The 24,905-nt window shown below is 70.3% G+C and carries 24 protein-coding genes; 10 read left to right on the top strand and 14 right to left on the bottom strand.

Annotated elements, in window-relative coordinates; translation table 11 throughout:
* Positions 1–14: 14 nt before the first annotated feature.
* Entirely contained in the window at positions 15–641 is a 627-nt protein-coding gene (locus GL325_RS08100; RefSeq protein ID WP_187769193.1) for a pyridoxamine 5'-phosphate oxidase family protein, read from the top strand.
* 1 nt (position 642) lies between these two features.
* On the opposite strand, the gene GL325_RS08095 is transcribed toward GL325_RS08100, so the two are convergent.
* The 7 genes from GL325_RS08095 to GL325_RS08065 are packed head-to-tail and all read right to left on the bottom strand — an operon-like array spanning position 643 to position 5,760.
* Positions 643–1,344, bottom strand: coding sequence for an alpha/beta fold hydrolase (locus GL325_RS08095; RefSeq protein WP_154596623.1), 702 nt, complete (start codon positions 1,342–1,344; stop codon positions 643–645).
* A gap of 45 nt (positions 1,345–1,389) precedes the next feature.
* Complete coding sequence (gene purE, locus GL325_RS08090) at positions 1,390–1,878, bottom strand: 5-(carboxyamino)imidazole ribonucleotide mutase (RefSeq protein ID WP_154596622.1); 489 nt, start codon at positions 1,876–1,878, stop codon at positions 1,390–1,392.
* Positions 1,875–3,011, bottom strand: coding sequence for a 5-(carboxyamino)imidazole ribonucleotide synthase (locus tag GL325_RS08085; protein ID WP_255955833.1), 1,137 nt, complete (start codon positions 3,009–3,011; stop codon positions 1,875–1,877). Before GL325_RS08085 ends, purE begins: the two co-directional genes overlap by 4 nt.
* Positions 3,012–3,057: 46 nt before the next feature.
* Entirely contained in the window at positions 3,058–4,044 is a 987-nt protein-coding gene (locus GL325_RS08080; protein ID WP_154596621.1) for an adenylate/guanylate cyclase domain-containing protein, read from the bottom strand.
* Positions 4,031–4,543 carry a PH domain-containing protein gene (locus GL325_RS08075; RefSeq protein WP_154596620.1) on the bottom strand — a complete coding sequence of 171 codons (513 nt, stop codon included), beginning with the start codon at positions 4,541–4,543 and terminating at the stop codon, positions 4,031–4,033. Before GL325_RS08075 ends, GL325_RS08080 begins: the two co-directional genes overlap by 14 nt.
* Before the next feature lie 35 nt (positions 4,544–4,578).
* Positions 4,579–5,361, bottom strand: coding sequence for a biotin--[acetyl-CoA-carboxylase] ligase (locus tag GL325_RS08070; protein ID WP_255955830.1), 783 nt, complete (start codon positions 5,359–5,361; stop codon positions 4,579–4,581).
* Between the two features lie 39 nt (positions 5,362–5,400).
* A complete protein-coding gene (locus GL325_RS08065; RefSeq protein WP_187769192.1) occupies positions 5,401–5,760 on the bottom strand; it encodes a cytoplasmic protein in 360 nt (119 codons plus the stop codon).
* A gap of 91 nt (positions 5,761–5,851) precedes the next feature.
* On the opposite strand from GL325_RS08065, the gene GL325_RS08060 reads away from it, so the two are divergent.
* From GL325_RS08060 to GL325_RS08030, 7 genes are all read left to right on the top strand, one after another.
* Positions 5,852–7,456: an acyl-CoA carboxylase subunit beta gene (locus tag GL325_RS08060; protein WP_187769191.1), complete on the top strand. Its 1,605-nt coding sequence runs from the start codon at positions 5,852–5,854 to the stop codon at positions 7,454–7,456.
* On the top strand, positions 7,456–7,698 hold the full coding sequence (locus GL325_RS08055) for an acyl-CoA carboxylase epsilon subunit (protein WP_154596616.1): 243 nt from the start codon (positions 7,456–7,458) through the stop codon (positions 7,696–7,698). The genes GL325_RS08060 and GL325_RS08055 overlap by 1 nt, the downstream gene beginning before the upstream one ends.
* A gap of 61 nt (positions 7,699–7,759) precedes the next feature.
* On the top strand, positions 7,760–8,422 hold the full coding sequence (locus GL325_RS08050; protein ID WP_223111075.1) for a hypothetical protein: 663 nt from the start codon (positions 7,760–7,762) through the stop codon (positions 8,420–8,422).
* The gene (locus GL325_RS08045; RefSeq protein WP_187769190.1) at positions 8,419–8,997 is read left to right on the top strand and encodes a nucleoside triphosphate pyrophosphatase; all 579 of its coding nucleotides are present in this window, start codon (positions 8,419–8,421) and stop codon (positions 8,995–8,997) included. The genes GL325_RS08050 and GL325_RS08045 overlap by 4 nt, the downstream gene beginning before the upstream one ends.
* Before the next feature lie 47 nt (positions 8,998–9,044).
* The gene (locus tag GL325_RS08040; RefSeq protein ID WP_187769189.1) at positions 9,045–10,919 is read left to right on the top strand and encodes a VWA domain-containing protein; all 1,875 of its coding nucleotides are present in this window, start codon (positions 9,045–9,047) and stop codon (positions 10,917–10,919) included.
* Between the two features lie 100 nt (positions 10,920–11,019).
* Positions 11,020–11,241 carry a hypothetical protein gene (locus GL325_RS08035; protein WP_154596613.1) on the top strand — a complete coding sequence of 74 codons (222 nt, stop codon included), beginning with the start codon at positions 11,020–11,022 and terminating at the stop codon, positions 11,239–11,241.
* Positions 11,242–11,434: 193 nt separating this feature from the next.
* Positions 11,435–13,381, top strand: a complete 1,947-nt coding sequence (locus tag GL325_RS08030) for a VWA domain-containing protein (RefSeq protein WP_187769188.1) — start codon at positions 11,435–11,437, stop codon at positions 13,379–13,381.
* Here GL325_RS08030 and GL325_RS08025 read toward each other — a convergent pair.
* Complete coding sequence (locus tag GL325_RS08025; protein WP_187769187.1) at positions 13,347–14,513, bottom strand: acyl-CoA dehydrogenase family protein; 1,167 nt, start codon at positions 14,511–14,513, stop codon at positions 13,347–13,349. The genes GL325_RS08030 and GL325_RS08025 overlap by 35 nt on opposite strands.
* A gap of 186 nt (positions 14,514–14,699) precedes the next feature.
* Between GL325_RS08025 and GL325_RS08020 the strand changes: the two genes are divergently transcribed.
* Both GL325_RS08020 and GL325_RS08015 read left to right on the top strand, forming a co-directional pair.
* Positions 14,700–15,314 (top strand): Ltp family lipoprotein, encoded by a 615-nt coding sequence (locus GL325_RS08020; protein ID WP_222865783.1) that lies wholly within the window; start codon positions 14,700–14,702, stop codon positions 15,312–15,314.
* Positions 15,315–15,431: 117 nt separating this feature from the next.
* Positions 15,432–17,192: a biotin carboxylase N-terminal domain-containing protein gene (locus tag GL325_RS08015; protein WP_255955825.1), complete on the top strand. Its 1,761-nt coding sequence runs from the start codon at positions 15,432–15,434 to the stop codon at positions 17,190–17,192.
* Between the two features lie 76 nt (positions 17,193–17,268).
* On the opposite strand, the gene GL325_RS08010 is transcribed toward GL325_RS08015, so the two are convergent.
* The 6 genes from GL325_RS08010 to GL325_RS07985 form a co-directional block, all read right to left on the bottom strand.
* Entirely contained in the window at positions 17,269–17,706 is a 438-nt protein-coding gene (locus GL325_RS08010) for a phage holin family protein (protein ID WP_187769186.1), read from the bottom strand.
* A gap of 25 nt (positions 17,707–17,731) precedes the next feature.
* On the bottom strand, positions 17,732–20,782 hold the full coding sequence (locus GL325_RS08005) for a SpoIID/LytB domain-containing protein (protein WP_187769185.1): 3,051 nt from the start codon (positions 20,780–20,782) through the stop codon (positions 17,732–17,734).
* Between the two features lie 162 nt (positions 20,783–20,944).
* Positions 20,945–22,315: an NAD(P)H-quinone dehydrogenase gene (locus GL325_RS08000; RefSeq protein WP_154596608.1), complete on the bottom strand. Its 1,371-nt coding sequence runs from the start codon at positions 22,313–22,315 to the stop codon at positions 20,945–20,947.
* A gap of 46 nt (positions 22,316–22,361) precedes the next feature.
* Complete coding sequence (locus GL325_RS07995; protein ID WP_154596607.1) at positions 22,362–23,018, bottom strand: heme oxygenase (biliverdin-producing); 657 nt, start codon at positions 23,016–23,018, stop codon at positions 22,362–22,364.
* A gap of 49 nt (positions 23,019–23,067) precedes the next feature.
* Positions 23,068–23,862 (bottom strand): heme ABC transporter ATP-binding protein, encoded by a 795-nt coding sequence (locus tag GL325_RS07990; protein ID WP_154596606.1) that lies wholly within the window; start codon positions 23,860–23,862, stop codon positions 23,068–23,070.
* Complete coding sequence (locus GL325_RS07985; protein ID WP_255467051.1) at positions 23,859–24,899, bottom strand: iron ABC transporter permease; 1,041 nt, start codon at positions 24,897–24,899, stop codon at positions 23,859–23,861. Before GL325_RS07985 ends, GL325_RS07990 begins: the two co-directional genes overlap by 4 nt.
* Between the last annotated feature and the right edge of the window lie 6 nt (positions 24,900–24,905).

The raw sequence follows: 24,905 nt of genomic DNA, 5'->3' as shown, positions 1-24,905 counted from the left end.
GGTTACCGTCGGGTATGACGCAGATCCAGGATGAGGCGGAACTGCGCGCGATTCTGGGCCGGCCCCTGCAGCGCGCGCTCGACAAGGACCGCGACCGGCTGACGACGCACCACGTCGAGTGGCTGCGGCACTCCCCGGTCTGCCTGCTCGGCACCTCGGGCGCGGACGGCAGCTGCGACGTCTCGCCCAAGGGCGACCCCGCCGGCTCACTGGTCCACGTCATCGATGACCGCCGACTCGCCCTGGCCGAGCGGCCCGGCAACCGGCGCGCCGACGGCTACGCGAACATCCTGGCCAACCCGCACGTGGGCCTGGTCTTCCTCATCCCCGGTCGTGGCGACACCCTGCGGGTCAACGGACGGGCGCGCCTGCTGCGCACCGACGACGGCGGACCGGACTATGTCGATGCCCTCGTCGTGAAGGGCCGGCGGCCGGTCCTGGTCTGCGAGGTCGAGGTCGAGCAGGTGTTCTTCCACTGCGCCAAGGCGTTCCTGCGCTCGCAGCTCTGGGACCCCACGACGTGGCGGCCCGACGCCGTCCCGTCGCGCGCCGAGATCGCGCACGCGATGGAGCGACCCGACGACTCCGTGGAGGAGCTCGAGGCGTACTACGGCGCGCAGTACAGCACGAATCTCTACTGAGTCACCGGTCGCGCAGCGCCTCGACGATCGCCGCGCCCAGCTCGGCGGGCTTGGTGAACTGGGGCCAGTGACCGGTGGGCAGGTCGACGTACTCGACGTCGCGGACACGGCCCAGCTCTCCGACCCAGGGCTCACCGGCCGCGATCGCATCGCGCAGGATCTGGGAGGGGAACTCGTTGGCGATGACCGTCACCGGGACGTCGAGCCGGCGCTCGTCGGTGAGGGTGATGCCGTCGGTCGCCACTCGCCTCGGCAGGGGGACGGCGCGCGCGATGAACTCGGCGCGCAGCTGATCGTCGAGGTCGACCAGGTCCATGTCCATGAACTCGTCCCACGGCGGCAGCGGGATCTCGTCGCCGTCGGCGGGCAGCTCGTCGTTGACCGCCTGACCCTCGGCCGGCGGGCCCGAATCGACGTAGATGTTGCGGGCGATCCGGTCGGGGCGCCGGTCGGCCACACCGTGGATCACGGCGCCGCCCCCGGAGTGTCCGACGAGCACGACGTCACCGTCGAGGGAGTCGACCTTCCCCGCGACGAAGTCGATGTGGTCCGCCAGGCCGATGCCGGCGCGGGAGGCGTCCCGGGACTCGAGCCCGGGGAGCGTGAGCGGATGGATGCGGTGACCCGCCTCGACGAGCTGCGGCGTGACCGCGTCCCACGAGGAGGCGTCGAGCCAGAACCCCGGAACCAGAACGATGTCCATGCTGGCACCGTAAGTCCGTCGACCGACAGAAGCGAGAGGCGAGCGTCAGTTCCCGCGGACCTTCGCGCCCTTCGCCCGGGCGGCGTCGGCCAGGGCCGCCTGGAAGTCCACCATCGCGGACGTGAGGGCGGGATCGCCGGTGGCCAGGATGCGCACGGCCAGCAGGCCCGCGTTGCGGGCGTTGCCGATCGCGACGGTCGCCACGGGCACCCCGGCGGGCATCTGGACGATCGACAGCAGCGAGTCCATCCCGTCGAGGTACTTCAGCGGGACGGGGACTCCGATGACCGGCAGCGGCGTCACGGCCGCGAGCATGCCGGGCAGATGCGCCGCTCCCCCGGCGCCGGCGATGATGACCTCGATGCCGCGCTCGTGCGCGGTGCGGCCGTACTCGAGCATCTCGTCGGGCATCCGGTGCGCCGAGACGACGTCGGCCTCGTACTCGATGCCGAACTCGCCGACGGCGGTCGCGGCGGCCTCCATCGTCGGCCAGTCCGAGTCGGACCCCATCACGATTCCCACGCGTGCCGTCATGCCAGGTCTCCGTCCGTCAGCAGTGCCGCGCTGTGCCGGGCCCGGCGCAGCACGTCCTCGAGGTCCTCGCCCACGGCGGTCACGTGGCCGACCTTTCGGCCGGGCTTGACCGCCTTGCCGTACAGGTGGACCTTGACGTCGGGCTGCGCCGCGAGCGCGACCTCGCGCTGGGCGGCGAGATCCTCGACGGCTCCGCCGAGGATGTTGACCATCACGCTCCACGGCTGGCGCGGCGTCGTGGCCCCCAGTGGCAGGCCCATGACCGCGCGCAGGTGGTTCTCGAACTGGCTCGTCACGGCACCGTCGATCGACCAGTGCCCGGTGTTGTGCGGACGCATCGCCAGCTCGTTCACCAGGATCCGGTCGTCGTCGGTCTCGAACAGCTCGACGGCGAGCATCCCCACCACGTCGAGCTCCTCGGCGATGGTGCGGGCGATGGCGCGGGCGCGCGCCTCGAGCGCGGGGTCCAGGTTCGGCGCCGGGGCGATGACCTCGAAGCACACACCGTCGACCTGACGCGACTCGACGACGGGGTAGTCCACGATCTCGCCCGTGGCACTGCGCGCGACCTGCGCGGAGAGCTCGCGCCGGAACGGCACCAGCTCCTCGACGAGCAGGGCGCCCGGGGCACCGAAGGGCTCGTCGAGGTCGGCGGCGGACTCGACCTTCCAGACGCCCTTGCCGTCGTAGCCGCCGCGCGCCGTCTTGACGATCGCCGGGAAGCCGAAGGCCTCCACGTCGGCAGGCTCGGCCACCGGCGCCCAGCGCGGGCACGGGACGCCGAGATCGGTCAGTCGCCGACGCATCACGAGCTTGTCCTGGGCGTGGATCAACGCGTCCGGACCGGGGCGGCAGTCGTGCCCCTCCTGCACCAGCGTCCGCAGGTGCTCCGGCGGGACGTGCTCGTGGTCGAACGTCACCACGGGCGCGTCCTGCACGGCGCGGCGCAGGTCGTCCAGATCCGTGTGCGTGCCGATGTGGTGGTCGGCGATCACCTGGGCGGCGGACACGTCCGGCCCCTCGGCGAGCAGGGTCAGCCGGATGCCCAGACCGATCGCCGGCGGCTGCATCATCCGGGCCAGCTGGCCACCACCGATGACGGCCACGTCGTGCTGCGGGGGTTCGTGCGTCACGGCGCCAGCCTAGGGCGAGAGGGCGGTGGCCAGCGGTCGAGGTCGCTCACCGGGACCGGAACGGCAACCGCTCCGAGACCGTGATCGGCGAGAGATGGCCGAACCCCTTGATGTGTCGAGGCGGCAGCACCCGCTTCTCGAAGGTGTCGCCGAGCGCGTCGGCCGTGGCCTGGTCGACCAGCAGCCGGTTGGCCCGGGCGACCTGCGAGAGCCGCGCGGCGAGGTTGACGGGGGGACCGAAGACATCGCCCAGACGGCTGATCACCGAACCGGTGGCCAGGCCGACCCGGACGTCGGGCAGCTTGGGTCGGGCGCCGATCGTGTTGATGATGTCGACCGAGATCTTGGTGGCCAGGACGGGGTCGGGGTGCACGAACAGCATGGCGTCGCCCAGCGTCTTGATGACGCGCGCACCGGCAGCGGTGATGAGGTCGCCGCAGCGGGTCTCGAACTCCTCGACGACGGAGGCCAGCGACGCGTCGTCCAGGCGGTTCGACAGCGCCGTGAAGCGGGTCATGTCGGCGAACCCGACGGTCATGTCGGTCGACAGCAGGGCCTGGTCGTTCTCTCCCAGTGCGGTGAGCCGGGCCGCGGCGGCCGCCAGGTGGCGCCGCCAGACGTGCACCATGAGCCGCTCGAACCCGGGGACCGAGGTCTGCGCCAGCTCGAGGGCCGCGTCCGCGCGGCTGTCGGACTTGCCACGCACGATGTCGGACTCCAGCTGGTCGACGAGGATCGTCGCCTGCCAGTCCGCGAGCCGGGACATCGTCTGACCGAGCGCTCGGGTCAGCCGGAACACCGTGTCCTCGTCGAGGATCTCGTGCTCCATCGCGTTGGCGACGATCGCGACCGCCGTGACGTCGGCGTCGCCGAAGGCGGTCTCGTCGCCGGGGTCGGGGAAGCCGAGGTTGCGCCACAGCCGGGCGGCCTGCTCGGGGGTGAGGCCGCCGCGCTCGGCGGTCTCGGCGTTCGTGTACTGCAGTTGCTCGGCCAAGATGATGTCGACCAACTGCTCCTCGTCAGGCCTGCTCATCGCGGCGTGCCTCCGGGGCGTGCGTCTCCAGGACGAGGCGCGTGATCGTGCGGTGGAACTCCTCGATCCGCGGGATGTCGCGCAGGTGCATGCCCGACTGATGACTGGCGTCGTGGATGATCAACGTCCCGCAGCGCAGGACCCGGTCGATCACGCCCTTCTCGTAGGCGACGTCGTTGATCCGGGCGAGCGGGATGATCCGACCGCTGCGGGTCACGATGCCCTTCTGCTCGATCAGCCGCCGGTTCGTCAGCGTGTAGGTCCACGTGAGCCAGCGCAGGAACGGCAGCAGCGTGCCCCACAGGAACAGCACCGCCAGCACGACGAGACCGAGCAACCGCGGCGTGCCGCCGCCCGAGTCGCCGACCGCCCCGGCGAAGTACCCGCCGATGAGCATGATCGCCAGGCCGACGAGGAACGGGACGATCAGCACCTTCACATGGGTGCGCGTCTGGACCTCGATCGCCTCGTCGTCGAGGAGCAGCTTCTCGGACAGCATGCGGCCATGTTCCCACGACGAACGCCCGCTCGGGATCACACCGGGCGCAGGTGCGTCACGTCGCCGGCGGACCAGGGGACGCCGTCGACCACGATGCGACCGGAGTCGTCGATCCCGGTCGCCTCCCCCGTCACGTCGCTGCCGTCGGGCCGCTGGATGCGGACCCGACGACCGATCGTGGAGCACACGTCGGTGTAGGCGCGCGCCAATTCGTCCTGCTGGGCCGTGTCGCGCCACTGCTCGAGCCGCGCGCGCAGCGCTGCCAGGAGCACGCCCAGCAGCTCGGTGCGGTCGATCGTCGTGGCACCCTCGAGCCAGAGGGAGGTCGCGGTCTCGACCGGCAGCTCGTCGGCCGTCAGGGCGACGTTGAGTCCCACGCCGATGACCGCCGCGGGACCCTCGCTCGTCTCGACACGCTCGACGAGGATGCCGCAGAGCTTGCGCCGGTCGTCGACGAGAACGTCGTTCGGCCACTTCAGCGCGGCCTCGACGCCGGCCTCGCGCACCGCGTCCACGACAGCCAGCCCGGTCACCAGCGGGAGCCAGGGCCACCGGGCCGGCGGTACCTCGACGGGACGGACCAGGACCGAGACCGCGATGCCCGTGAGCGGCGGCATCGTGAACGTGCGATCGAGACGGCCCCGGCCCGCGGCCTGGTGATCGGTCGTGTGGACGGTCCACTCGGGCACCCCGTCGCGGGCGGCGGCCGCAAGGTCCGCGTTCGTGCTTGCGGTCTCCGGCGACACGCGGACGGTGAATCCGGGAGCCACGCCGGCGAGGCGGTTCCGGTCGATGGGCTCACGCTGGGGCAGCTGCACGGCCCCACCCTCGCACAGGCCGGCAGTGGGGTCGGAGGGTCACGACGCCTCCTGCGGACCCAGCACGCCCTCGACGACACCGGCTGCGGGCGGCGCGGCACCGGCCTGCTTGAGCTCGACGAAGATGACGTGGGTCGGCGTCTCTCCGATGTTCTTCGCGTGGTGCTGCTGGGCCGGCAGCCACAACACCGTCCCGGTGTCGAGCTCGACGTCCATCGCGAAGTCCCCGGACATGAGTCGCCGCCGGAAGGAGCTCAGCGTGTACATGACGCTGTCGGGGTGCTCGTGCGGCGTCGTCTCGTCGCCCGGCACGTCCGTGTACTCCAGAACCCGGACCTGGTCGTTCTCGAGGATGACGCGGTAGTGATCGGCATTCGTGACCGCCGGATCGAGGCTCATCCTTCGAGCATCGCACCGGCGTGAGGAGAAGAACAGCCCCGGCACCCGCCTTGCTGTGGCACCCGAAACGGCTCCGGTTAAGGTGTTCGCCATGACCGACGCCCTGCCTGACGTCCCGCTGGAGGAGCACCCCGAGCTCCACACCACCGCCGGAAAGCTGGCCGAGTACGAACGACGCCACCACGAGGCCACCGTGGAGGTGGCCGATCGTGCCGCCGAGAAGCAGCACGCCCGCGATCGCAAGAGCGCGCGTGAGCGGATCGAGCAGCTCCTCGACGAGGGCTCGTTCGTCGAGCTCGACGCGCTGGCCCGCCACCGCGCCACGGCGTTCGGCCTCGACAAGAACCGTCCGCTCGGCGACGGCGTCATCACCGGCTACGGCACGATCGACGGCCGTCAGGTGTGCGTCTTCAGCCAGGACTTCAGCATCTTCGGCGGCAGCCTCGGCGAGGTCTACGGCGAGAAGATCACCAAGGTCATGGACCTGGCGATCAAGTCCGGCTGCCCCATCATCGGCATCAACGAGGGCGCCGGCGCCCGCATCCAGGAGGGCGTCGTCTCGCTCGGCCTGTACGGCGAGATCTTCCGCCGCAACGTGCACGCCTCGGGCGTCATCCCGCAGATCAGCCTGATCATGGGCAACTGCGCCGGCGGCCACGTCTACTCCCCCGCGGTCACCGACTTCACGATCATGGTCGACGGCACCTCGGGCATGTTCATCACCGGACCGGACATCATCAAGACGGTCACCGGCGAGGACGTCACGATGGAGGAGCTCGGCGGCGGTCGCACGCACAACACCAAGAGCGGCAACTCGCACTACCTGGCCTCCGACGAGGACGACGCGCTCGAGTACGTCAAGGCGCTGATCTCCTACCTGCCGCAGAACAACATGGAGGAGCCCGAGGCGTTCCCCGAGGTCGTCGACCTCGAGCCCAGCGACCTCGACCTGGCCCTCGACACGCTCATCCCGGACTCGGCGAACCAGCCCTACGACATCCGCACCGTCATCGAGACCGTGCTGGACGACCAGGAGTTCCTCGAGGTCCAGCCGCTGTTCGCGCCCAACCTGGTCATCGGCTTCGGCCGGGTCGAGGGCAAGAGCGTCGGCGTCGTGGCCAACCAGCCGATGCAGTTCGCCGGCTGCCTCGACATCGACGCCTCCGAGAAGGCCGCCCGCTTCGTCCGCACCTGCGACGCCTTCAACATCCCGGTCCTGACGTTCGTCGACGTGCCCGGCTTCCTGCCCGGCACCGACCAGGAGTGGAACGGCATCATCCGCCGCGGCGCGAAGCTGATCTACGCGTACGCCGAGGCCACCGTCCCGCTCGTCACGATCATCACGCGCAAGGCCTACGGCGGCGCCTACGACGTCATGGGCTCCAAGCACCTGGGCGCGGACATCAACCTGTCGTGGCCGACCGGGCAGATCGCGGTCGTCGGCGCCTCGGGTGCCGTCAACATCCTGTACCGCCGCGAGATCGCCGCGGCCGATGATCCCGACGCGCTGCGCGCCGAGCTGATGACCGAGTACGAGGACACGCTGTGCAACCCGTACGTGGCGGCCGAGCGCGGCTACATCGACGGGGTCATCAAGCCCAGCCAGACCCGCGCCGAGATCGTCAAGGCACTGCGCCTGCTGGCGACCAAGCGCGAGTCGCTGCCGCCCAAGAAGCACGGGAACATCCCGCTCTGATGTCCGACGAGACGCAGACCCCCGACGCCCCGGAGCAGCAGCCGCTGCTCCGGGTGGTCAAGGGCGACCCGACGCCGGAGGAGCTGGCGGCGCTCGTCGCCGTCGTCGCCGCCCGCAACGCGGCGGCGGCAGCGGCCGAGGGCGAGGCGCTCCCGGCCCGCAGCCAGTGGGGCCACCCCACGCGACAGCACCGCACGGTGCACCGCTTCGGCCGCGGCCAGTGGCGCGCCTCCTCCTGGTGACGTCGGCCTGACCGTTTCCCGGGAGGACTTCCCCCGGGCGACGGTGTGGAACGATCGGGCCATGACCCTGCGCCACGACCCCGATGTCGCGTCCGCCGACTGGTTCGTCCGGTCCGAGGCCGACTGGAGGACCCTCGCGACCCAAGGCCCCGCCGGATTCGAGGCGTACGCCACGGTCCGGTACGACGACGGCGAGTCCGAGCAGTACCGCAGCGACACCGCCCTCATGGCGCTCGTCGTCGAGCTCGCCGCCGGGTACACGCGGACACCCGACGACGTCTTCTTCGGGCTCTGGGACGGCTGGGGCGAGCTGACCGACCAGGGACGCGCGTACTCGGTCGTGCGGTCGAACTGGCTGCGCGACCTGTGGTTCCGGCCCACTCCCCCGCGCAATCGACCCGCGTTCAGCGAGGAGGTCACCGAGGGTCCGAGGGTCGACCTGCACGGCGAGCGCTCCTACCTGCTCTTCCGCGGACCGGCCGCCGACGTCGGACAGTGGGGCGCGCAGCCGTACGCGACGGACGTCGAACGGCCGCTCCCGCCGGCGTCGCTCACCTGGCCGGCCGACCACGCCTGGTTCATCGCCGCCGACGTCGACACGTCGTGGCTGTGTGTCGGCGGTACGCAGCAGCTGATCGACGCCGTCCTGGCCCGCCCCGACCTCGACGCCGCGCCCGCGACGCACGGCGCCGCCCCGGCCGACGACGATCGCGAGGCCCGATGAGGTTCGTCCTGGCCTCGGCCTCACCGGCCCGGCTCTCGACCCTGCGCCGTGCCGGTGTCGACCCCGAGGTCGTCGTCTCGGGCGTCGACGAGGAGCTCATCGTCGCGGACACCCCGGCCGAGCTCTCGACCGAGTTGGCGCGGCTGAAGTGCCGCGCGGTCGCCGTGAGCCACCGGGACGCCCTGGTGCTCGGCTGCGACTCGGTGCTGGAGTTCGACGGCGAGATCCTGGGCAAGCCGTACGAGCCCGAGGTCGCCCGCCGCCGGTGGTACGCGATGCGCGGCAACGTGGGCGTCCTGCACACCGGTCACTGCCTGCGACTCGGGGACGAGGAGGTGGTCCGCCACGCGGCCACCCGGGTGCACTTCGCGTACGTCACGGACGAGGAGATCGACGCCTATGTCGCCAGTGGCGAGCCGCTGCAGGTCGCGGGCGCCTTCACGATCGACGGCCTCGGCGCGGCGTTCGTGACCCGGATCGAGGGCGATCACCACAATGTCGTCGGCGTCAGCGTGCCCGTCGTGCGCGAGATGATGCGCGACCTCGGCCAGGAGTGGACCTCCCTCTGGCGCTGATTCGTGGCACGATGTCCGGCGACGCTGCTGATGCTGAGGGGGAACACGTGACCAAGGTGATGTCGCTGATCGGCACGATCGCGCTGGCGATGATGGCCTTGTCCTGGCCGGCCGCCACGGCCGACGAGCCCGAGAGCGCCACGGCGATGATGCTCGTGATGGACGCATCCGGCTCGATGGCGGAGAAGACCGGAGGGGGCACCACCCGCATCCGGGCCGCCAAGGACGGACTGAACGCCGTGATCGACGCCCTGCCGGCCGAGCAGAAGGTCGGCTTCCGGGTCTACGGCGCCAGCGACGTGGCCGAGGACGACCCGGCGGCGTGCACCGACTCCGAGCGCATCGTCGACCTCGGCACGGACAACCGCGAGGACCTGCGCCGCGCCGTGGCGGACTACGAGCCGGTCGGCTGGACGCCCACGAGCCACGCGCTGCGCGAGGCCGCCAAGGATCTCGGCGACTCCGGGCAGCGCACGATCGTCCTGGTCTCCGACGGCGAGCCGACCTGCGATCCCGACCCGTGCGTCGTCGCCCGGGAGATCGCGAAGGACGGGATCGACCTGCGGATCGACGTCGTCGGCTTCGACGTGTCGGGTCGGGCGAAGAAGACGCTGCAGTGCGTGGCCGACGCGGGCAACGGCACCTACTACGACGCCGACGACGCCGAGAGCCTGACCGACAGCCTGCGCGTCTCGTCGGTGCGGGCCTCGCGTCCCTTCGACCTCACGGGCACGCCCGTTCGAGGCACGCCCGCCATCGCGGAGGCGCCCCTGATCGAGCTCGGCCAGTACACCGACACCATCGCGACCGATGCCATGGCGCACTACCGCCTCCGGCGCACCGCGCCCGGCTCGACGTTCCATGTCGGGGCCGTGATCAGCGGCGTCAGCGGCGACCTGGGGGCGGCCGCCGTCCTGAAAATCATGCAGGCCGGCGGCCAGTGGTGCTCGGCGGGCACGACCTACGGACTGGACATGTCCAGCCGGACCCCGATCTACTACGGCGCCGTGTCGTCATGGACCCGTGATCGCGAGTCGCCGTGCCACTCCGAGCCCGAGCTCGCCCTGGGTGTCGAGCGCGCCGTCGGCGGCATCGAGGGCCGGCCCATCGAGCTGGCGGTGTACGAGGAGCCGCCGATGGCTGCCGCACCCGATGCGAGCACCCTCGGCGAGGAGCCCCGGTGGAGTCCGGTCACCCCGTCGACGCCCACCGAGGTGGTTCCCGGCAGCAGCGTCGCCAACGCCCCCGTCGTGGAGCCGGGCAGCTACGCGATGGACATCAGCGCCGGTGAGACCCAAGTCCTGGCCGTCCCGGTCGACTGGGGCCAGCAGCTCCGGGCCCAGTTCGACGCCACGCTGAACGACGACGTGCGCGACGCCGCCGCTGCCGGGAGCGACGTCGACGTGACGGTGATCAACCCGATGCGCCATGACGTGACCGTCAGCATGTTCGCCAAGGAGCCGAAGGACTGGACCGGACTGCCGATCGCGCTCATTCGCGAGAACACCGCATTCCGCAAGGGCGCGATCTCGTGGCCAGCCCATCCGGCCCACCGCTTGCAGACCCAACCGGCGCGCAAGGGCGCCTCGCTGGCCGGCATGCACTACGTGGTGGTCAACCTGAAGTTGCGGGGCGACCAGGCGAACCTGCCGTACACGCTCACCATCGAGCGCGACGATGCGCTGCCGGGTGTGGCGCCGGAGTACGAGGAGGTCGAGGGCCTGACCGCCCCGACCGCCGACTCCCGCCTGGTCGACTCGCCGGTCACGGCCGCCGCGGAGGACGCCTCCGAGGCCGAGAAGCCCTCCTCGGACCAGACCCGGGAGTCCGCGTCGATGGTGCCGTGGCTCGTGGGCGGCGCTGCCGCCGTGATCGTCCTCGCGGGCGGGCTCGCGGTGCTGCTGCGTCGGCGACGCGGCTGAGCCCGCTGGCGGCCCGGAATCGACGAATCGGGTCAGCCACCGTCTCATGGATGAACGAATCTGTTCACTGATCAGGCTCGGCGTGGGAGAATGGAACACGATGACCACCTCACAGCGCCCCCGACGCCACCTCGCAAGCAGCCCGTTCCCCAAGAAGCCCGATGTTGCCGCCGAGATCTACGAGCCGGGAGCCCGGGTGTCCCACGACTCGTTCGGCCTCGGTCGCGTCCTGAGTGTCCAGGGCCAGAACTCGGTCCAGGTCGACTTCGGCAACGGCTCGGTGCACATCCCGCTGCCGTGCCGCCAGATGACGGCTCTTTGAGCCCTGACTGAACCTCCGGGTGGCGATTCGCCTCCCGGTTCGGCGACCCTCACGTACCTGCGTCGTCGTGAGCGGTCGCCTCGATGAGACGTCTCGCGTCGAAACTGGTCACTCCCCCGCACTGTTCTGACATGCTGGGAACCAACGACCAGATGTGAGGTGAGACTCGCATCTGCACATCTCGGGGAGACGCATGAGAACGACCGCCACCATCGTGGCGGCGGCCCTCGCGGCCGTCGTCGGACTCGCGCCCACATCCGTCGGCGCCCAACCGGCCGAGGCAGCCGAGACGGGCTCGATGATGCTCGTGCTGGACGCCTCCGGCTCGATGGCCGAGAAGGTCTCCGGCGGCGGCACCAAGATCAAGGCCGCACGATCGGCCCTGCGCACCGTCATCGACCAGCTCCCCGAGGACCAGCCCGTCGGCCTGCGCGTGTACGGCGCCACGGTCTTCGACGCCTCCAAGCCCGGTGCCTGCACCGACTCCCAACAAGTGGTCGCGCTCGGTCTCGACAACCGGAACGAGCTCAGGTCCGCTGTCGACGACTACAAGCCCTACGGCGAGACGCCGATCGGTCACGCGCTGCGCGAGGCCGCGAAGGATCTCGGCGCAGAGGGCCAGCGCACGATCGTCCTGGTCTCCGACGGCGAGCCGACCTGCGACCCCGACCCGTGCCGGGTGGCCGCCCAGTTGACGAAGAAGGGCTTCGACCTGCGGGTCGACGTCGTCGGACTCGACGTCAAGGGCAAGGCCCGCGCGAAACTGCAGTGCATCGCCGACCGGGGCAACGGCACCTACTACGACGCCGCCAGCGCCGAGGACCTCGTCGACACGCTCTCGACGGCCCAGACCCGGGCCTCGCGGCCGTTCGACCTGAGCGGCACTCCCGTCGAAGGCACCCCGACGCCCTCCGGCGCTCCGACCGTCACCACGGGTCAGTGGCTCGACACCTTCCCGAGCCGGAAGGGCGAGCTCTGGTACCGGATCGAGCGCACGGCGCCGGGTTCGACGATCCACGTCGGTGCCGCCCACCGCTCGACCGACATCGGCAACTCGGGGCAGAAGATCTCCGTGCTGACCCACTCCGACGATGCCGGCAACCAGTGCGGCCGCGAGTCGAGCTTCGCGCGAGGCTCTCTGGGCTACGCCGGCACCAGCACGGCATCGCGCGACGAAGCCTGCGCCACCTCACCGGTCGTGTATGTGCAGGTCACCCAGGACAGCCGCCCCGAGGAGTTGGCCGGAGAGCCCGTCGAGATCGCGATCTACGAAGAACCTCCGATCGCCGGCGCGACGCAGACCTCCACCGCGGTCACCCCCGAGCGTCCCGCCTGGACCCCGCTGACTCCCGGGTCCCCCGATGACACGGTGGTCCCGGGCACCTCGGTCTCGAACGCGCCCGTGGTGAACGACGGAACGTACGCACTGGACATCAACCCCGGCGAGACCCAGGCCGTTGCCGTGCCCCTCGACTGGGGACAGCACCTCCAGGCCCAGTTCGACGCGCGTATCACCCGTCCCAGCGTGACGGACTTCGCGAACCCGGACCTGCAGATCACCGGCCCGTTGCGTCAGGAGGTCGGCGGCGACTACACCGACATGGCGCTCAGCGACGACTGGACGTCCTACACGAGCCTGCCCCCGGACGAGCCCAGCGCGTTCCGGTGGGGCCGCCAGGCGTACACCGTCGCCCCCGAGCACCGGCACGTCGTCGAAAGCTGGTGGGCAGGATCGTCGCTGCCCGGTCTGCGGTACATCCTGGTCTCGCTGCCCGAGGACGCTGTCGCTGCGATCAGTTACACGCTCACCCTCAAGACCCACGGCACTGCAGGCACCGGCGCTCCCGAGTACGAAGAGGTCGACGACCTGACCCCTCCGCAGGCGGACTCACGCCTGGTCACCCCGGGCGCGACGTCGGCTTCGACGGACGCCGAGCCCCCGGCCGACACCACGCCGACGGAACCTCCGGCCGACAGTGCGGACGAAAGCGCGGTCGAGAGCGGCTTCCCGTGGTTGCCGGTCGGCCTGGGCTCGGCCCTGCTCGTCGCGCTGGTCGCGATCGGCGCGTTCGTCGTGCGGCGCCGGCGCGCGAGCGACCCGTCGGTCACTCCACCGGGAGACCGAGCGAGCGAGCGATGAGCATGCGCTGGACCTCGCTCGTGCCCTCGCCGATCTCGAGGATCTTGGCGTCGCGGTAGAACCGCGCCACCGGGTACTCCTCCATGAACCCGTAGCCGCCGAAGACCTGCGTCGCCACGCGCGTCGCCGTGACGGCGGCTTCGGAGCTGTACAGCTTCGCCACCGACGCGGCCTGCTTGAAGCGGGCCCCGGTGATTCCCGCGTCCTTCATCGCCGCTGCCTGGTAGGTCAGCGCGCGCGTCGCATCCGCCATGACCTTGAGGTCGGCGATCTGGAACGCGACCCCCTGCTTGCGCCCGATCGGGCCGCCGAACGTCTGCCGCTCCCCCGCGTACTGCACACACGCCTCGAGGCAGGCCTCGATGAGACCCAGGGCCAGCGCCGAGATCGCCACGCGACCGTCGTCGAGCGTGGCCAGGAACTGGGCGTAGCCGCGTCCCCGCTCGCCCAGGAGATGGTCCGCCGGGACGCGCGCGCCCGTGAAGGACAGCGGGTGAGTGTCGCTGATGTGCCAGCCGAGCTTGTCGTAGCCGGCCTCAGCCACGAAGCCGGGCGTGCCGGACGGCACGACGATCGCCGAGATCTCGGGACGGCCGTCCTCACGGGTGCCGGTGCGTGCGGTGACGGTGACGAGCGAGGTGATCTCGCTGCCGGAGTTGGTGATGAACTGCTTCGCTCCGTCGACGACCCACTCGTCGCCGTCCAGGACCGCCTTCGTCGCCGTGGCTCCGGCATCGGAGCCCGCGCCGGGCTCGGTCAGGCCGAAGCCCGCGAGCGCCTGACCGGCCACCAGGTCGGGCAGCCAACGCTCCTTCTGCTCGGCCGTGCCGAACGTCTGGATCGGGTTGATGCCCAGGCCCACACCGGCCTCGAGGGTGATGCCCATCGACTGGTCGACGCGGCCGAGCTCCTCGATCGCGATGCACAGGCTCGTGAAGTCCGCGCCGGATCCACCGAACTCCTCCGGTGCCGTCAGACCGAACAGACCGAGGTCGCCCATGGCGCGTACGACGTCGACCGGGAAGTGGTGGTCCTTGTCCCACTGGGCGACGTGGGGCGCGATCCGCTCGTTCGCGAACGACCGAACGACGTGCCGGAAGTCCTCGTGCTCGCGTGACAGTTCGAAGTCCATGCCCGCAGGTTAACAGGCATTAACCCGTCTCTGGACAAGTCACAACATGGCCCGGTTTGACCATCTTCGGGCTACATCGCGCGAAGTGGGCGCGCGCAACATCCGGAGGCACCTAATCTCTAGACGTTTGTCCAAATACACCGTTGGTCACAAACGTCGCTCCAAATACCAAATCGAGGGGAACCCATGTCCGAGACTCCGCAGTTCAACGATCCCAATACGAACCCAAAGGCCGCCGCTGCCGCGGCCAAGGCATACGCCAAGGCGACTCGCCCGTGGTTCAAGAAGAAGCGCTTCATCATTCCGCTCGCGCTTGTCGCCCTCACCATCGTGGGTTCGGCCATGGGTGGATCCGGCTCGGACTCGTCTGGAGACAAGGAAGACACGACCGCTTCGGCCCAGAAGAACACCGAGAGCGAAAAGTCGACCGAGGAGTCCGGCACGACCAAGACCAAGAAGAAGGCAAAGACTGAAAAGGCTGCGCCCAAGCTCACGAAGCAGCAGCAGAACGCCGTCCGCTCAGCCAAGAACTACCTGGAGTTCGCCGGATTCTCGCGCGAGGGACTCATCCGCCAGCTTTCCTCCGACGCGGGCGACGGTTACTCGGATGCCGACGCTACTGCGGCAGTGGACAGCCTGGATGTGAACTGGAATGCGGAGGCCGTCGAGTCCGCCAAGAACTACCTCGACATGACGGGCTTCTCTTGCCAGGGCCTGATTCAGCAGTTGAGTTCCTCGGCCGGCGACCGATACACCCAGAAGCAGGCCGAGTACGGCGCGAAGAAGGCAGGCGCCTGCTGAACTACTCAGTCACATCGCGGGCGGCAGGGCAGGTTGAACCACAATCCGACCTGCCCTGCCCGCTCTGGACCTGACACCAATAGACTCGCCGGGCAGCCCCTCGTTGAAGGAGTATTCGTGAGCAAGCCCCTGCAGAAGGTCCTGATCGCCAACCGTGGCGAGATCGCCGTGCGTGTGATCCGCGCCGCGAAGGACGCCGGCATCGCCAGCGTGGCGGTCTATGCCGAGCCCGACCGCGACGCGTTGTTCGTCCGGCTGGCCGACGAGGCCTACTCGCTCGAGGGTTCCACCCCGGGCGACTCCTACCTCGACATCGGCAAGATCCTGGCCGTGGCCGAGCGCAGCGGGGCCGACAGCGTGCACCCGGGCTACGGCTTCCTGTCCGAGAACGCCGAGTTCGCCCAGGCCGTCATCGACGCCGGGCTGACCTGGATCGGTCCCCCGCCGGCCGCCATCGACGCCCTCGGCGACAAGGCGAAGGCCAAGCAGATCGCCCTCAAGGCCGGTGCGCCGCTGGCGCCGGGCCTCAAGGACGCCGTCGAGAGCGCCGACGAGATCATCGCCTTCGCGCAGGAGAACGGCCTGCCCGTGGCCATCAAGGCCGTCTTCGGCGGCGGTGGCCGTGGCCTCAAGGTCGCCAAGACGATGGAGGAGATCCCCGAGCTCTACGACTCGGCCGTCCGTGAGGCCGTCGCCGCCTTCGGCCGGGGCGAGTGCCTCGTCGAGAAGTTCCTCGAGAAGCCGCGCCACGTCGAGACCCAGTGCCTGGCCGACCAGCACGGCAACGTCGTCGTCATCTCGACGCGTGACTGCTCGCTGCAGCGTCGCCACCAGAAGCTCGTCGAGGAGGCGCCCGCGCCGTTCCTGTCCGACGACCAGATCGAGCGCCTCTACACCTCCAGCAAGGCGATCCTCAAGGAAGCCGGCTACGTCGGCGCCGGCACCTGCGAGTTCCTCGTGGGCATGGACGGCACGATCAGCTTCCTCGAGGTCAACACCCGCCTGCAGGTCGAGCACCCGGTCTCCGAGGAGGTCGCCGGTGTCGACCTCGTCCGCGAGATGTTCCGCATCGCCGCCGGCGAGGAGCTGGGCTACGACGACCCGCCTCTGCGCGGCCACTCGATCGAGTTCCGCATCAACGCCGAGGACGGCGGCCGCGGCTTCCTGCCCGCACCCGGCACCCTCACGAAGTGGGATCCGCCGGCGGGCCCCGGCGTGCGTGTCGACTCGGGCTACGTCGAGGGCGAGACCATCCCCGGCGCGTTCGACTCCCTCGTCGCCAAGCTGATCGTCACCGGTGCCACGCGTGAGCAGGCCATCGAGCGCTCGCGGCGCGCGCTGGACGAGTTCGTCGTGGACGGCATGCCGACCGTCATCCCGTTCCACCGCGACGTGCTGGACAACCCGGCGTACAACGCGTCCGAGGGCTCGTTCGACGTCTACACGACGTGGATCGAGACCGACTACGACAACCAGCTCGAGCCCTACAGCGGCGGTCACGAGGCCGACGAGGCCGGCGAGCGCGAGCGCGTCACCGTCGAGGTCGGCGGCAAGCGCGTCGAGGTCGTCCTGCCCGGTGGCCTGGGCGCCAGCGCCGCCGCTGCGGGCGGCAAGAAGGCCAAGCGCAAGGGTGGCAAGTCCGCCGGCGCCGCGGCCAGCGGCGACTCGCTGACGTCGCCGATGCAGGGCACCGTCGTCAAGCTCGCCGTCGAGGAGGGCCAGGAGGTCGCCGAGGGCGATCTGGTCGTCGTCATCGAGGCGATGAAGATGGAGCAGCCCATCAACGCCCACAAGGCCGGCTCGATCGTGGGCCTGGTGGCCGTCATCGGCGAGACCATCGGCGCCGGCGCCGTGATCGCCGACATCAAGGACGCCTGACAGTCCCGCAAACGCACGAAGCCCCGGCCTGCTGGCCGGGGCTTCGTCGTACGCGGGGGGTGCGAACCGGGTCGGATCAGGAGTCGCGGCCCTCGCCCGCGCGGGCGGCCGCGCGGGTGTCGGGCGAGAGGCCGGGCGTCGAGGCGGGGGCGTGGTGGTCGACCTCGCCGAAGGCGACGCCGGCCGCCCAGACGACGAGCGTGACGACGACCCACGTGCCCCAGCCGTCGATGTCGAAGCCCGAGTCCGGGACGATCACGTCGGTCAGCGCCAGCGCGATCGCGGTGAGCGCCAGGCCTCCGGTGATCGTCGAGACCCGCAGCCACCGGGAGTCACTCACGCGCAGCGCGGCCGTGCGCAGCACCACGCTGAGCACGGTGAACAGCACGACCGCGACGACCCACCAGGCGGGCGCCAGCGTGAAGCCCTGCAGGATCCACGCGGCGAGGCCGAGCGAGAGTGCGTTGGCCAGGGTGGCCGTGACGATCGTGATCCAGAGGCGGGCACTCAGCATGGGACGATCATCCCACTGCCGAATCTCAGAAGCCGAACCAGTCCGACTTCAGACCGAAGGCCCACCGGGCGTCGACGCCGGAGATGGTCTTGCTGGACTTCGACCCCTTGAGGGTCATCGAGACCACGCGGCCACCCTGGTTGCCGTGCCCGTTGCGCCGGGTGATCGTGACCGACTTCAGGGTTCCGATCGAGTACTTCTTCTGGATCGCGGCGGTCGTGACCGTCTGGCTCCAGGCGTGGTTCTTGTTGCCGCTCCAGGCGTCCCACGGGTCGCTGACGGGCTTGAGGTAGGGGGTCGACCCCTGGTTGGTGAAGCCGCCCGACGAGCTGGAGAACTGCGTCAGCGCCGGCGCGCCCTGGTACGTCAGGATCTTGCCCGCCGTCCCCGCGATCGCCTCGTTGGTGCGCGGGTGCTCGTCGGCGTGGCCGCCGTAGACCTGGCACGAGACCGTGTCACAGATGTCGAAGTGCTTCTTCGAGCCCAGGTACCGCGAGCCGTACGTGCGCGCGGCGACCGACTGGGCCTTGAGCGCCTCCATGCTCCAGCTGGCGGGCATCTCGCGTGCCACGACGCCGCGCAGGTACGCCTCGAGGCTGAGCACGTTGACGGTGTCGCGCGTGGTGGCGGTGGGCCGCGCCGAGCGCAGCGCGCCGCGGTAGGCCCGCGTGGAGCCGTTCGGCAGGACGAGGCTGATCGTCGCCGGGCCCTCGAACTGGGCATCGCCGGAGAACGTGGTGTGGGCGTACCACTTCGAGCCCGACTTGTAGGACAGCGTGTTCTTCTTCGCGTCGCCCTTCGCCAGGTCGATGGACCAGGCGGAGACGGCGCGGCCGCTCACCGACGTCGGCAGCACGGACACGGCGTTTCCGGACAGGCGACGGAACTTCAGTCCCGACTTCGGCCGCACGTGCACCGAGTTGCCCGTGTCGGCCGTGATCTGCACCCGGATCGTGGCGGTCTTCGTGCTGAGCGTCGTGCCCGGGTAGTACTTGCGCAGGATCGCGTCGTACTTCTGGCCGGCGCGGGCGCCGCCCTCGGCGCCGTACTGGCTCATGCCGATGCCGTGGCCGTAGCCGTGGCCCTTGAAGACGATCTTGCCGTTCGACGGCGTCACGGCGTTCTTGGCCGAGGGCTTCGGAGCCGGCTTGGGGGCCGGCTTGGGGGCCGGCTTCGGCGCGGGCTTCGGTGCGGCAGCCGGGACCAGCGGTCGGGTGAGGGCCGTCGCGAACGGGGCCTTCGTGTAGGCGCTGACCCGCTCCTTCGTGGGGTACGTGACGGCCACGCGGATCTGGTAGCGCGTGTTCGGCTTGAGCTTCGTGATCTTGACCGAGTTGGTGCGCGTCATCACGTAGCGCTTGCCCGTGGACTTGCCCGCCTGGACGATCTGCACCCGGTAGCCCGGAGCGCCCGCCTGAGCGTTCCACGTGAGCTTCAGCGCCTTCCGGCCGCGCGACGTGGCGCGGACGCCCGTGGGGGCCGTGAACGCCTTCGTACGGGCCGTCGGGAACGGCTTGGCCGTGTACGGGGTGAGCCGCTTCTTGGGCGACGGCTGGTAGACCGAGACCCGGAAGACGTAGACCCGGCGCGCGTGCAGCCCGGTGACGGTGGCCCGGTTGGTCGAGACGTTGTAGAACTTCGCGCCCTTCCCGCTGCCCGTCGGCGAGACCGCCAGGCGGTAGTGGGTGGCTCCGGCGACCTTGTTCCAGGTGACCGTCGCGGTGGTCGGCGCCGTGCTGACCTTCACCCCGGTGGGGGTCTTGAAGGTCTTCGGCGGTGCGGGAGTCGGCTTCGGCGCGGGCGCGGGTGCGGGAGCCGGGGCCGGGGCACCGGCCGCCGAGGTCGCCTTCGAGATGTACGTGTGCGCCCGGTCGCGCAGGCCGCCCACGGCACTGATCCAGGCGTAGCCGTACTTGCCCGGGCACGCGGTCGACTTCACGTCGCGGTGCCCGTTGATGACCTGGTACTTCTTGCCGCCCGCGGTGTAGGTGCCCTTGGCGTTGGCGCCGAAGAACTTCAGTCGCCAGCCGACCAGCTTGACGACGGCGGTCTTCAACGCCGCGCTGGGCTGCGCGTTGTCGAAGTGGCCCATCATCGAGACGCCGGTCGCGTACTGGTTCACGGCCTCGACGCCGGAGTGTGCGGCACGGACCTGCTTGGTCATGCCGCCCTTGCGGCCCTCGAATATCTGGCCGAAGCGGTCGACCAGGAAGTTGTAGCCGATGTCGCACCAGCCGTGTCCCTTGACGTGGTACGACTGGTAGCTGCGCACGAGCGCGGCCGACTCGGCCTTCGTGTAGGTGTTCGAGCCCGCCGTGTGGTGGATGACGACGCCGAGCGCCTTCGGCCGCGTCACCGGGGCGCTGCAGCTGGTGCCGGCGCCGGCCTTCCACTGCGCGCGCGTGATGATCGAGGGCATCGGCACGACCTTGGGCGTGCCGTCGGCCGCGACCGACTCGGTGAGACCGTCCTGGGCGCCTTCCACGTCCTCCTGCGGCGCCTCGTCCGTGCCCGCCTCGACGGCGGGCTGGAACACGGCCGGGCTGAACGGCGTGACGATCTCCGACTTCCCCGGATCGATCGTCGTCACCTTGACGCCCGAGAGCGTGCCGGAGCCGGCCTTCACGTCGACGGCGATGCCGTCGGCGGGGGCGTCGGTCCACAGCGGCTCGGTGCCCGGGCGTCCGCCCTCCTTGCTCTCCTCGACGGCCAGCGTCTGCCAGGCGCTCCACGTGCCCTTCGTGCGCACCTGCACGCGCACCGACACCTCAGCGGCGTCGGCCGTGGCATCCCACGTCACGCCGACCATGCGGAAGGGGTCGACGGGCTTGCGCTCGACCGCACCGTCAGAGCCGTCCTGCGGAGTCGTCGCGACGGGGGTCTGCTCGACCTCGACCTCCTCGGAGACCGGAGCCTTCGTGGTCGCCTCGGCGGGCGTCTCGGCGACGGCCGGCGTGGGCCGCGTCTCGACGATGTCCGTCCCGGCGGCCTGCGCCGGGGCAGGCAGGAGCAGGGACGCTCCGACGAGAGCGATCGTGGTCAGACCGATGCTGCAGCGGGTCGGCCAGGAATGCATGGGGGAAGTCCATTCTGTGGCGGGTACAACTGGTGCTCGTGTGACGCAAGGAGCACACGCATCAGAACACACATCCGAGGGGCGTTCCAGCACTTCGGGTCTGACCTGCGAAACCACACGCGTGTGATTACAGCCGTGGCGGGTTGAATTTCAACTGAAGGTTCAGACTTGTCGATGCAGTCGGCGCGCGACCTCGCTGACGGTGCCCGACATGGACGGGTAGACGCTGAACGCGTCCGCGACGTGGTCGACCGTGAGGGACGCCGAGACCGCGACCGAGACGGTGTGGATCAGCTCGCTGGCACGCGGTCCGACCACCACTCCCCCGATCAGGGTGCCGATCCCCTGACGCGCGTACAGCTTGACGAAGCCGTCGTGGACGCCTTGCATCTTGGCCCGCGGGTTGGCCGTGATCGGCAGCATCGCCGTGTCGACGAGCAGGCCCTGCTCCTCGATCTGGCGTTGTCCGACGCCCACGGCAGCGATCTCCGGCGACGTGAAGATGTTGCTCGAGACCTTGCGCAGGTCCAGCGGGTGGACGGCGTCGCCGAGCAGGTGGGCCATGGCGATGCGACCCTGCTGGGCAGCGACGGACGCCAGCATGAAGACGCCGGTGCAGTCGCCCGCGGCGTAGACGCCGGGGATGTTCGTCCGCGAGACCTTGTCGACCGAGATGAAGCCACCGTCGTCGGTGTCGATCCCGACCTCCTCGAGGCCGAGGTCGGCGGTGTTGGGGATCGAGCCCAGCGCGAGCAGGCAGTGCGAGCCGGTGACGGTGCGGCCGTCGGTGAGCGTGACGACGACCCGGTCACCCTCGCGGCGCGTGGAGGCCATGCGGGACTTCCCCAGGACCTTCATGCCGCGGCGGGTGAAGACGTCCTCGATCAGGGTGGCCGCGTCGGGGTCCTCGCCCGGGAGCACCCGGTCGCGGCTCGACACCAGCGTGACCTCGGCGCCCAGACCGTTGTAGGCGCTGGCGAACTCGGCGCCGGTGACGCCCGAACCGACGACGATCATGTGCTCGGGCAGCTCGCGCAGGCCGTAGACCTGCTCCCACGTGAGGATGCGCTCGCCGTCGGGCTGGGCGTCGGCGCTGACACGCGGGTGGGCGCCGGTCGCGATGAGGATGCCGTCGGCGGCCAGTCGGATCTCGCCGTCGGGCGTCGAGGCGACGACCTCGCGCGCGTCGCTGATGCGGGCGGTGCCGCGCAGGATCGTGACCCCGGTGGAGGCGACGCGCTCGGCGATGTCGTCCGACTGGGCCTGTGCCAGACCGAGGACACGGTCGTTCACCGACGCCAGATCGGCGCGCGGCGCGCGCGGCACCTCGACGCCGAGCTCGGCCGAGCGGCTGACCTCGTGCAGGAGGTCGGACGTGGCGATCAACGTCTTGCTGGGAACGCAGTCGGTCAGGACGGTCGAGCCGCCCATCCCGTCGCGCTCGACGAGCGTGACCTCGGCGCCCAACCGCCGCGCGACCAGCGCCGCTTCGTATCCGCCGGGTCCGCCACCGATGATCACGACATGAGCCATGCCTCGATTGTCCCGCACTCGGCGACGGAGTCCCGCGGGGAGGGTCTCAGCGCGCGTAGCGCGGCAGCTGGGTGGAGAGCTCCTCGAACAGGGCACCGTTCAGGCCGAAGACGACCTTGACCTCCTCGACGACGCGCTGCTGGTCGCGCTCGGTGAGCGGCAGGGCGTCCAGCGAGGCGCGGTAGGCGTCCTTGTACGGCTTGGGCTTCGGCACGGAGTCGAACTGGTAGAACGCGATGCCCTGGCCCTCGGGGAGGTCGAAGGTGCGCGCCAGGATGCGGCCGATGGCCTGTCCGCCGGACAGGTCGCCCAGGTAGCGCGTGTAGTGGTGCGCGACGAACAGCACGGGATCGGCGGCGGACGCCTCGACCCGGGCGACGTAGCGGTCGACCGCCGCGCTCTGCACCGACGGCACGGCGCCGCCGGACCAGTACGCGAGGTCCTGGTCGATCGCGGCGAGGCGGTTGATGGAGGGATCAATCACGGCGCCGGCGATGGGGTCGTCGACCAGACCCGCGGCCACCGACTCGAGGGCGGCATAGATCGGACGGAGCATCGCGAGGTACTCGGTGTAGCCGGTCTCGTTGACCTGGCCGTCGAGCAGGCACGACATGAAGCTGGAGCCCTCGGCGTCCTTGTGCTCGGCCTGGGAGCCTTCGCGCATCAGCACGGACAGCCCGGTTTCGGTCGGCAGCACGGTCATGATCGCCCTCTCTGGTGGATGTGGCTCAATGATATGACACGTTGTCAGATCAAGATGACACTGTGTCTGAAAGACCACGATGTGGGACGACGATCAGGTGCCCGTCCGGGGTGTCGGTCAGGACGTGCACGGCGATGCCGTAGACCTCCTCGACACGCTCGGGCGTCAGAACCTCGGAGGGCGTGCCCACGCTGATCATCCGGCCACCGGCGAGCATCGCGATGCGGTCGGCCCGCGCCGCCGCCAGCGACAGGTCGTGCAGCACGACGATCACGGCGCGGCCCGCGGCAGCGAGGTCGCGGGCGACGACCATGACCTCCTCCTGGTGGCGCAGGTCCAGCGCGGCCGTCGGCTCGTCCAACAGGACGACGTCGGTCTGCTGGGCCAGCACGCGCGCCAGCGAGGCGCGGGCCTTCTCACCACCCGAGAGGGCCGTGAACGGGCGATCGAGCAGGTGCGCGATGTCGGTGCGGTCGATCGCCTCGGCGATCGCCGCGTCGTCCTCCTGCGCCGAGGTGCGGCCGACCCACGGGGAGCGGCCCATCTCGACGACCTCGCGCACCGTGAACGGGAACGACACCTGGTTGGCCTGGAGCAGCACCCCGCGCGTGCGGGCCAGATCGGCGGCGGACCAGTGCGCGAGCGGACGACCCAGGAGCCGGACCTCGCCACTCTCGACCGGAACGTCGCCGGTCAGGGTGCCGAGCAGCGTGGACTTCCCGGCGCCGTTGGGGCCGACGAGAGCCAGCACCTCGCCGTGGTGGATGTCCAGGTCGACGCCGTGCACGATCTCGCGGCCGCCCAGGCGGCACGTGACACCGCGAACCTCGTAGGCGGCGGTCATGCCCACCCTCCGGCCTTCGCGCGCGTCGTGCGCACGAGGTAGAAGAAGAAGGGTCCGCCGATGAGCGACGTCAACAGACCGATCGGCAGGTCCGAGCCCGTGACGAGCGTGCGGGCCAGCAGATCGGCCCACACCAGCAGGGCGGCGCCGCCGAGCATGCTCGCCACCAGCAGCGTGCGGTGCGACGGACCCAGCAGCATCCGCACCAGGTGCGGCACCACGAGGCCGACGAACGAGATGATGCCGGCGAAGGCGACGGCCACGCCGGTGAGCAGGGCGACCAGCAGGATCGAGCCGACGCGCAGGCGCTCGACCCTCAGCCCGAGGTGCGCCGCCGTGCGCTCGCCCAGCGAGAGCAGGTCGTACCGGCGGGCCAGCAGGCAGCCGACCAGACACGTGGGCAGGCCGACGAGACCGACGATCAGCACCTCGCTCCAACGGGAGCCGTTCATCGAGCCGAGCTGCCAGAACACGATCTGCTCACGCGAGCCGGTGTCGGCCGCGAACATGACCAGGGCCAGGCCGGCACCCGCGAACGCGTTGACCGCGATGCCCGTCAGCAGAAGGGTGACGACCTCCGTGCGACCTCCGACGCGGGCAGTGGCGTAGACCAGGACGGTTGCCGCGAAGCCGCCGATGAAGGCCATGATCGCGACGCCCCACCCACCGAACGCCGTGAGGCCGAACGCGATCGCGATGGCCGCACCGAGGGCGGCACCGGCGGAGACGCCGACGACTCCGGGCTCGGCCAGCGGATTGCCGAAGATCGCCTGCATCACGGCACCGGCGACCGCCAGCGTGGCACCGACCAGGATGCTCATGGCGACGCGCGGGAAGCGAATCTGCAGGAGCGTCTGCTCGATGATCGCGTCGTCGGGGCGCCACGAGGTGTCGATGCCGATGCCGTGCAGCAGAGCGCCCATGACGTCACGCGTACTGACGGGGAGCTGCCCCACGGACGCCGACACGAACGTGCCGCCCACCAGCAGAACGGCGAAGCCGACGATCACCAGGGTGCGGCGGCCCGCGCTCACCACGTCCGG

The sequence above is a fragment of the Aeromicrobium sp. 636 genome (genome assembly GCF_024433585.1).
GTDB classification, from domain to species: domain Bacteria; phylum Actinomycetota; class Actinomycetes; order Propionibacteriales; family Nocardioidaceae; genus Aeromicrobium; species Aeromicrobium senzhongii.
The sequence above is the reverse complement of the archived record's forward strand: the minus strand, read 5'-3'. Positions and strand labels throughout refer to the sequence as shown.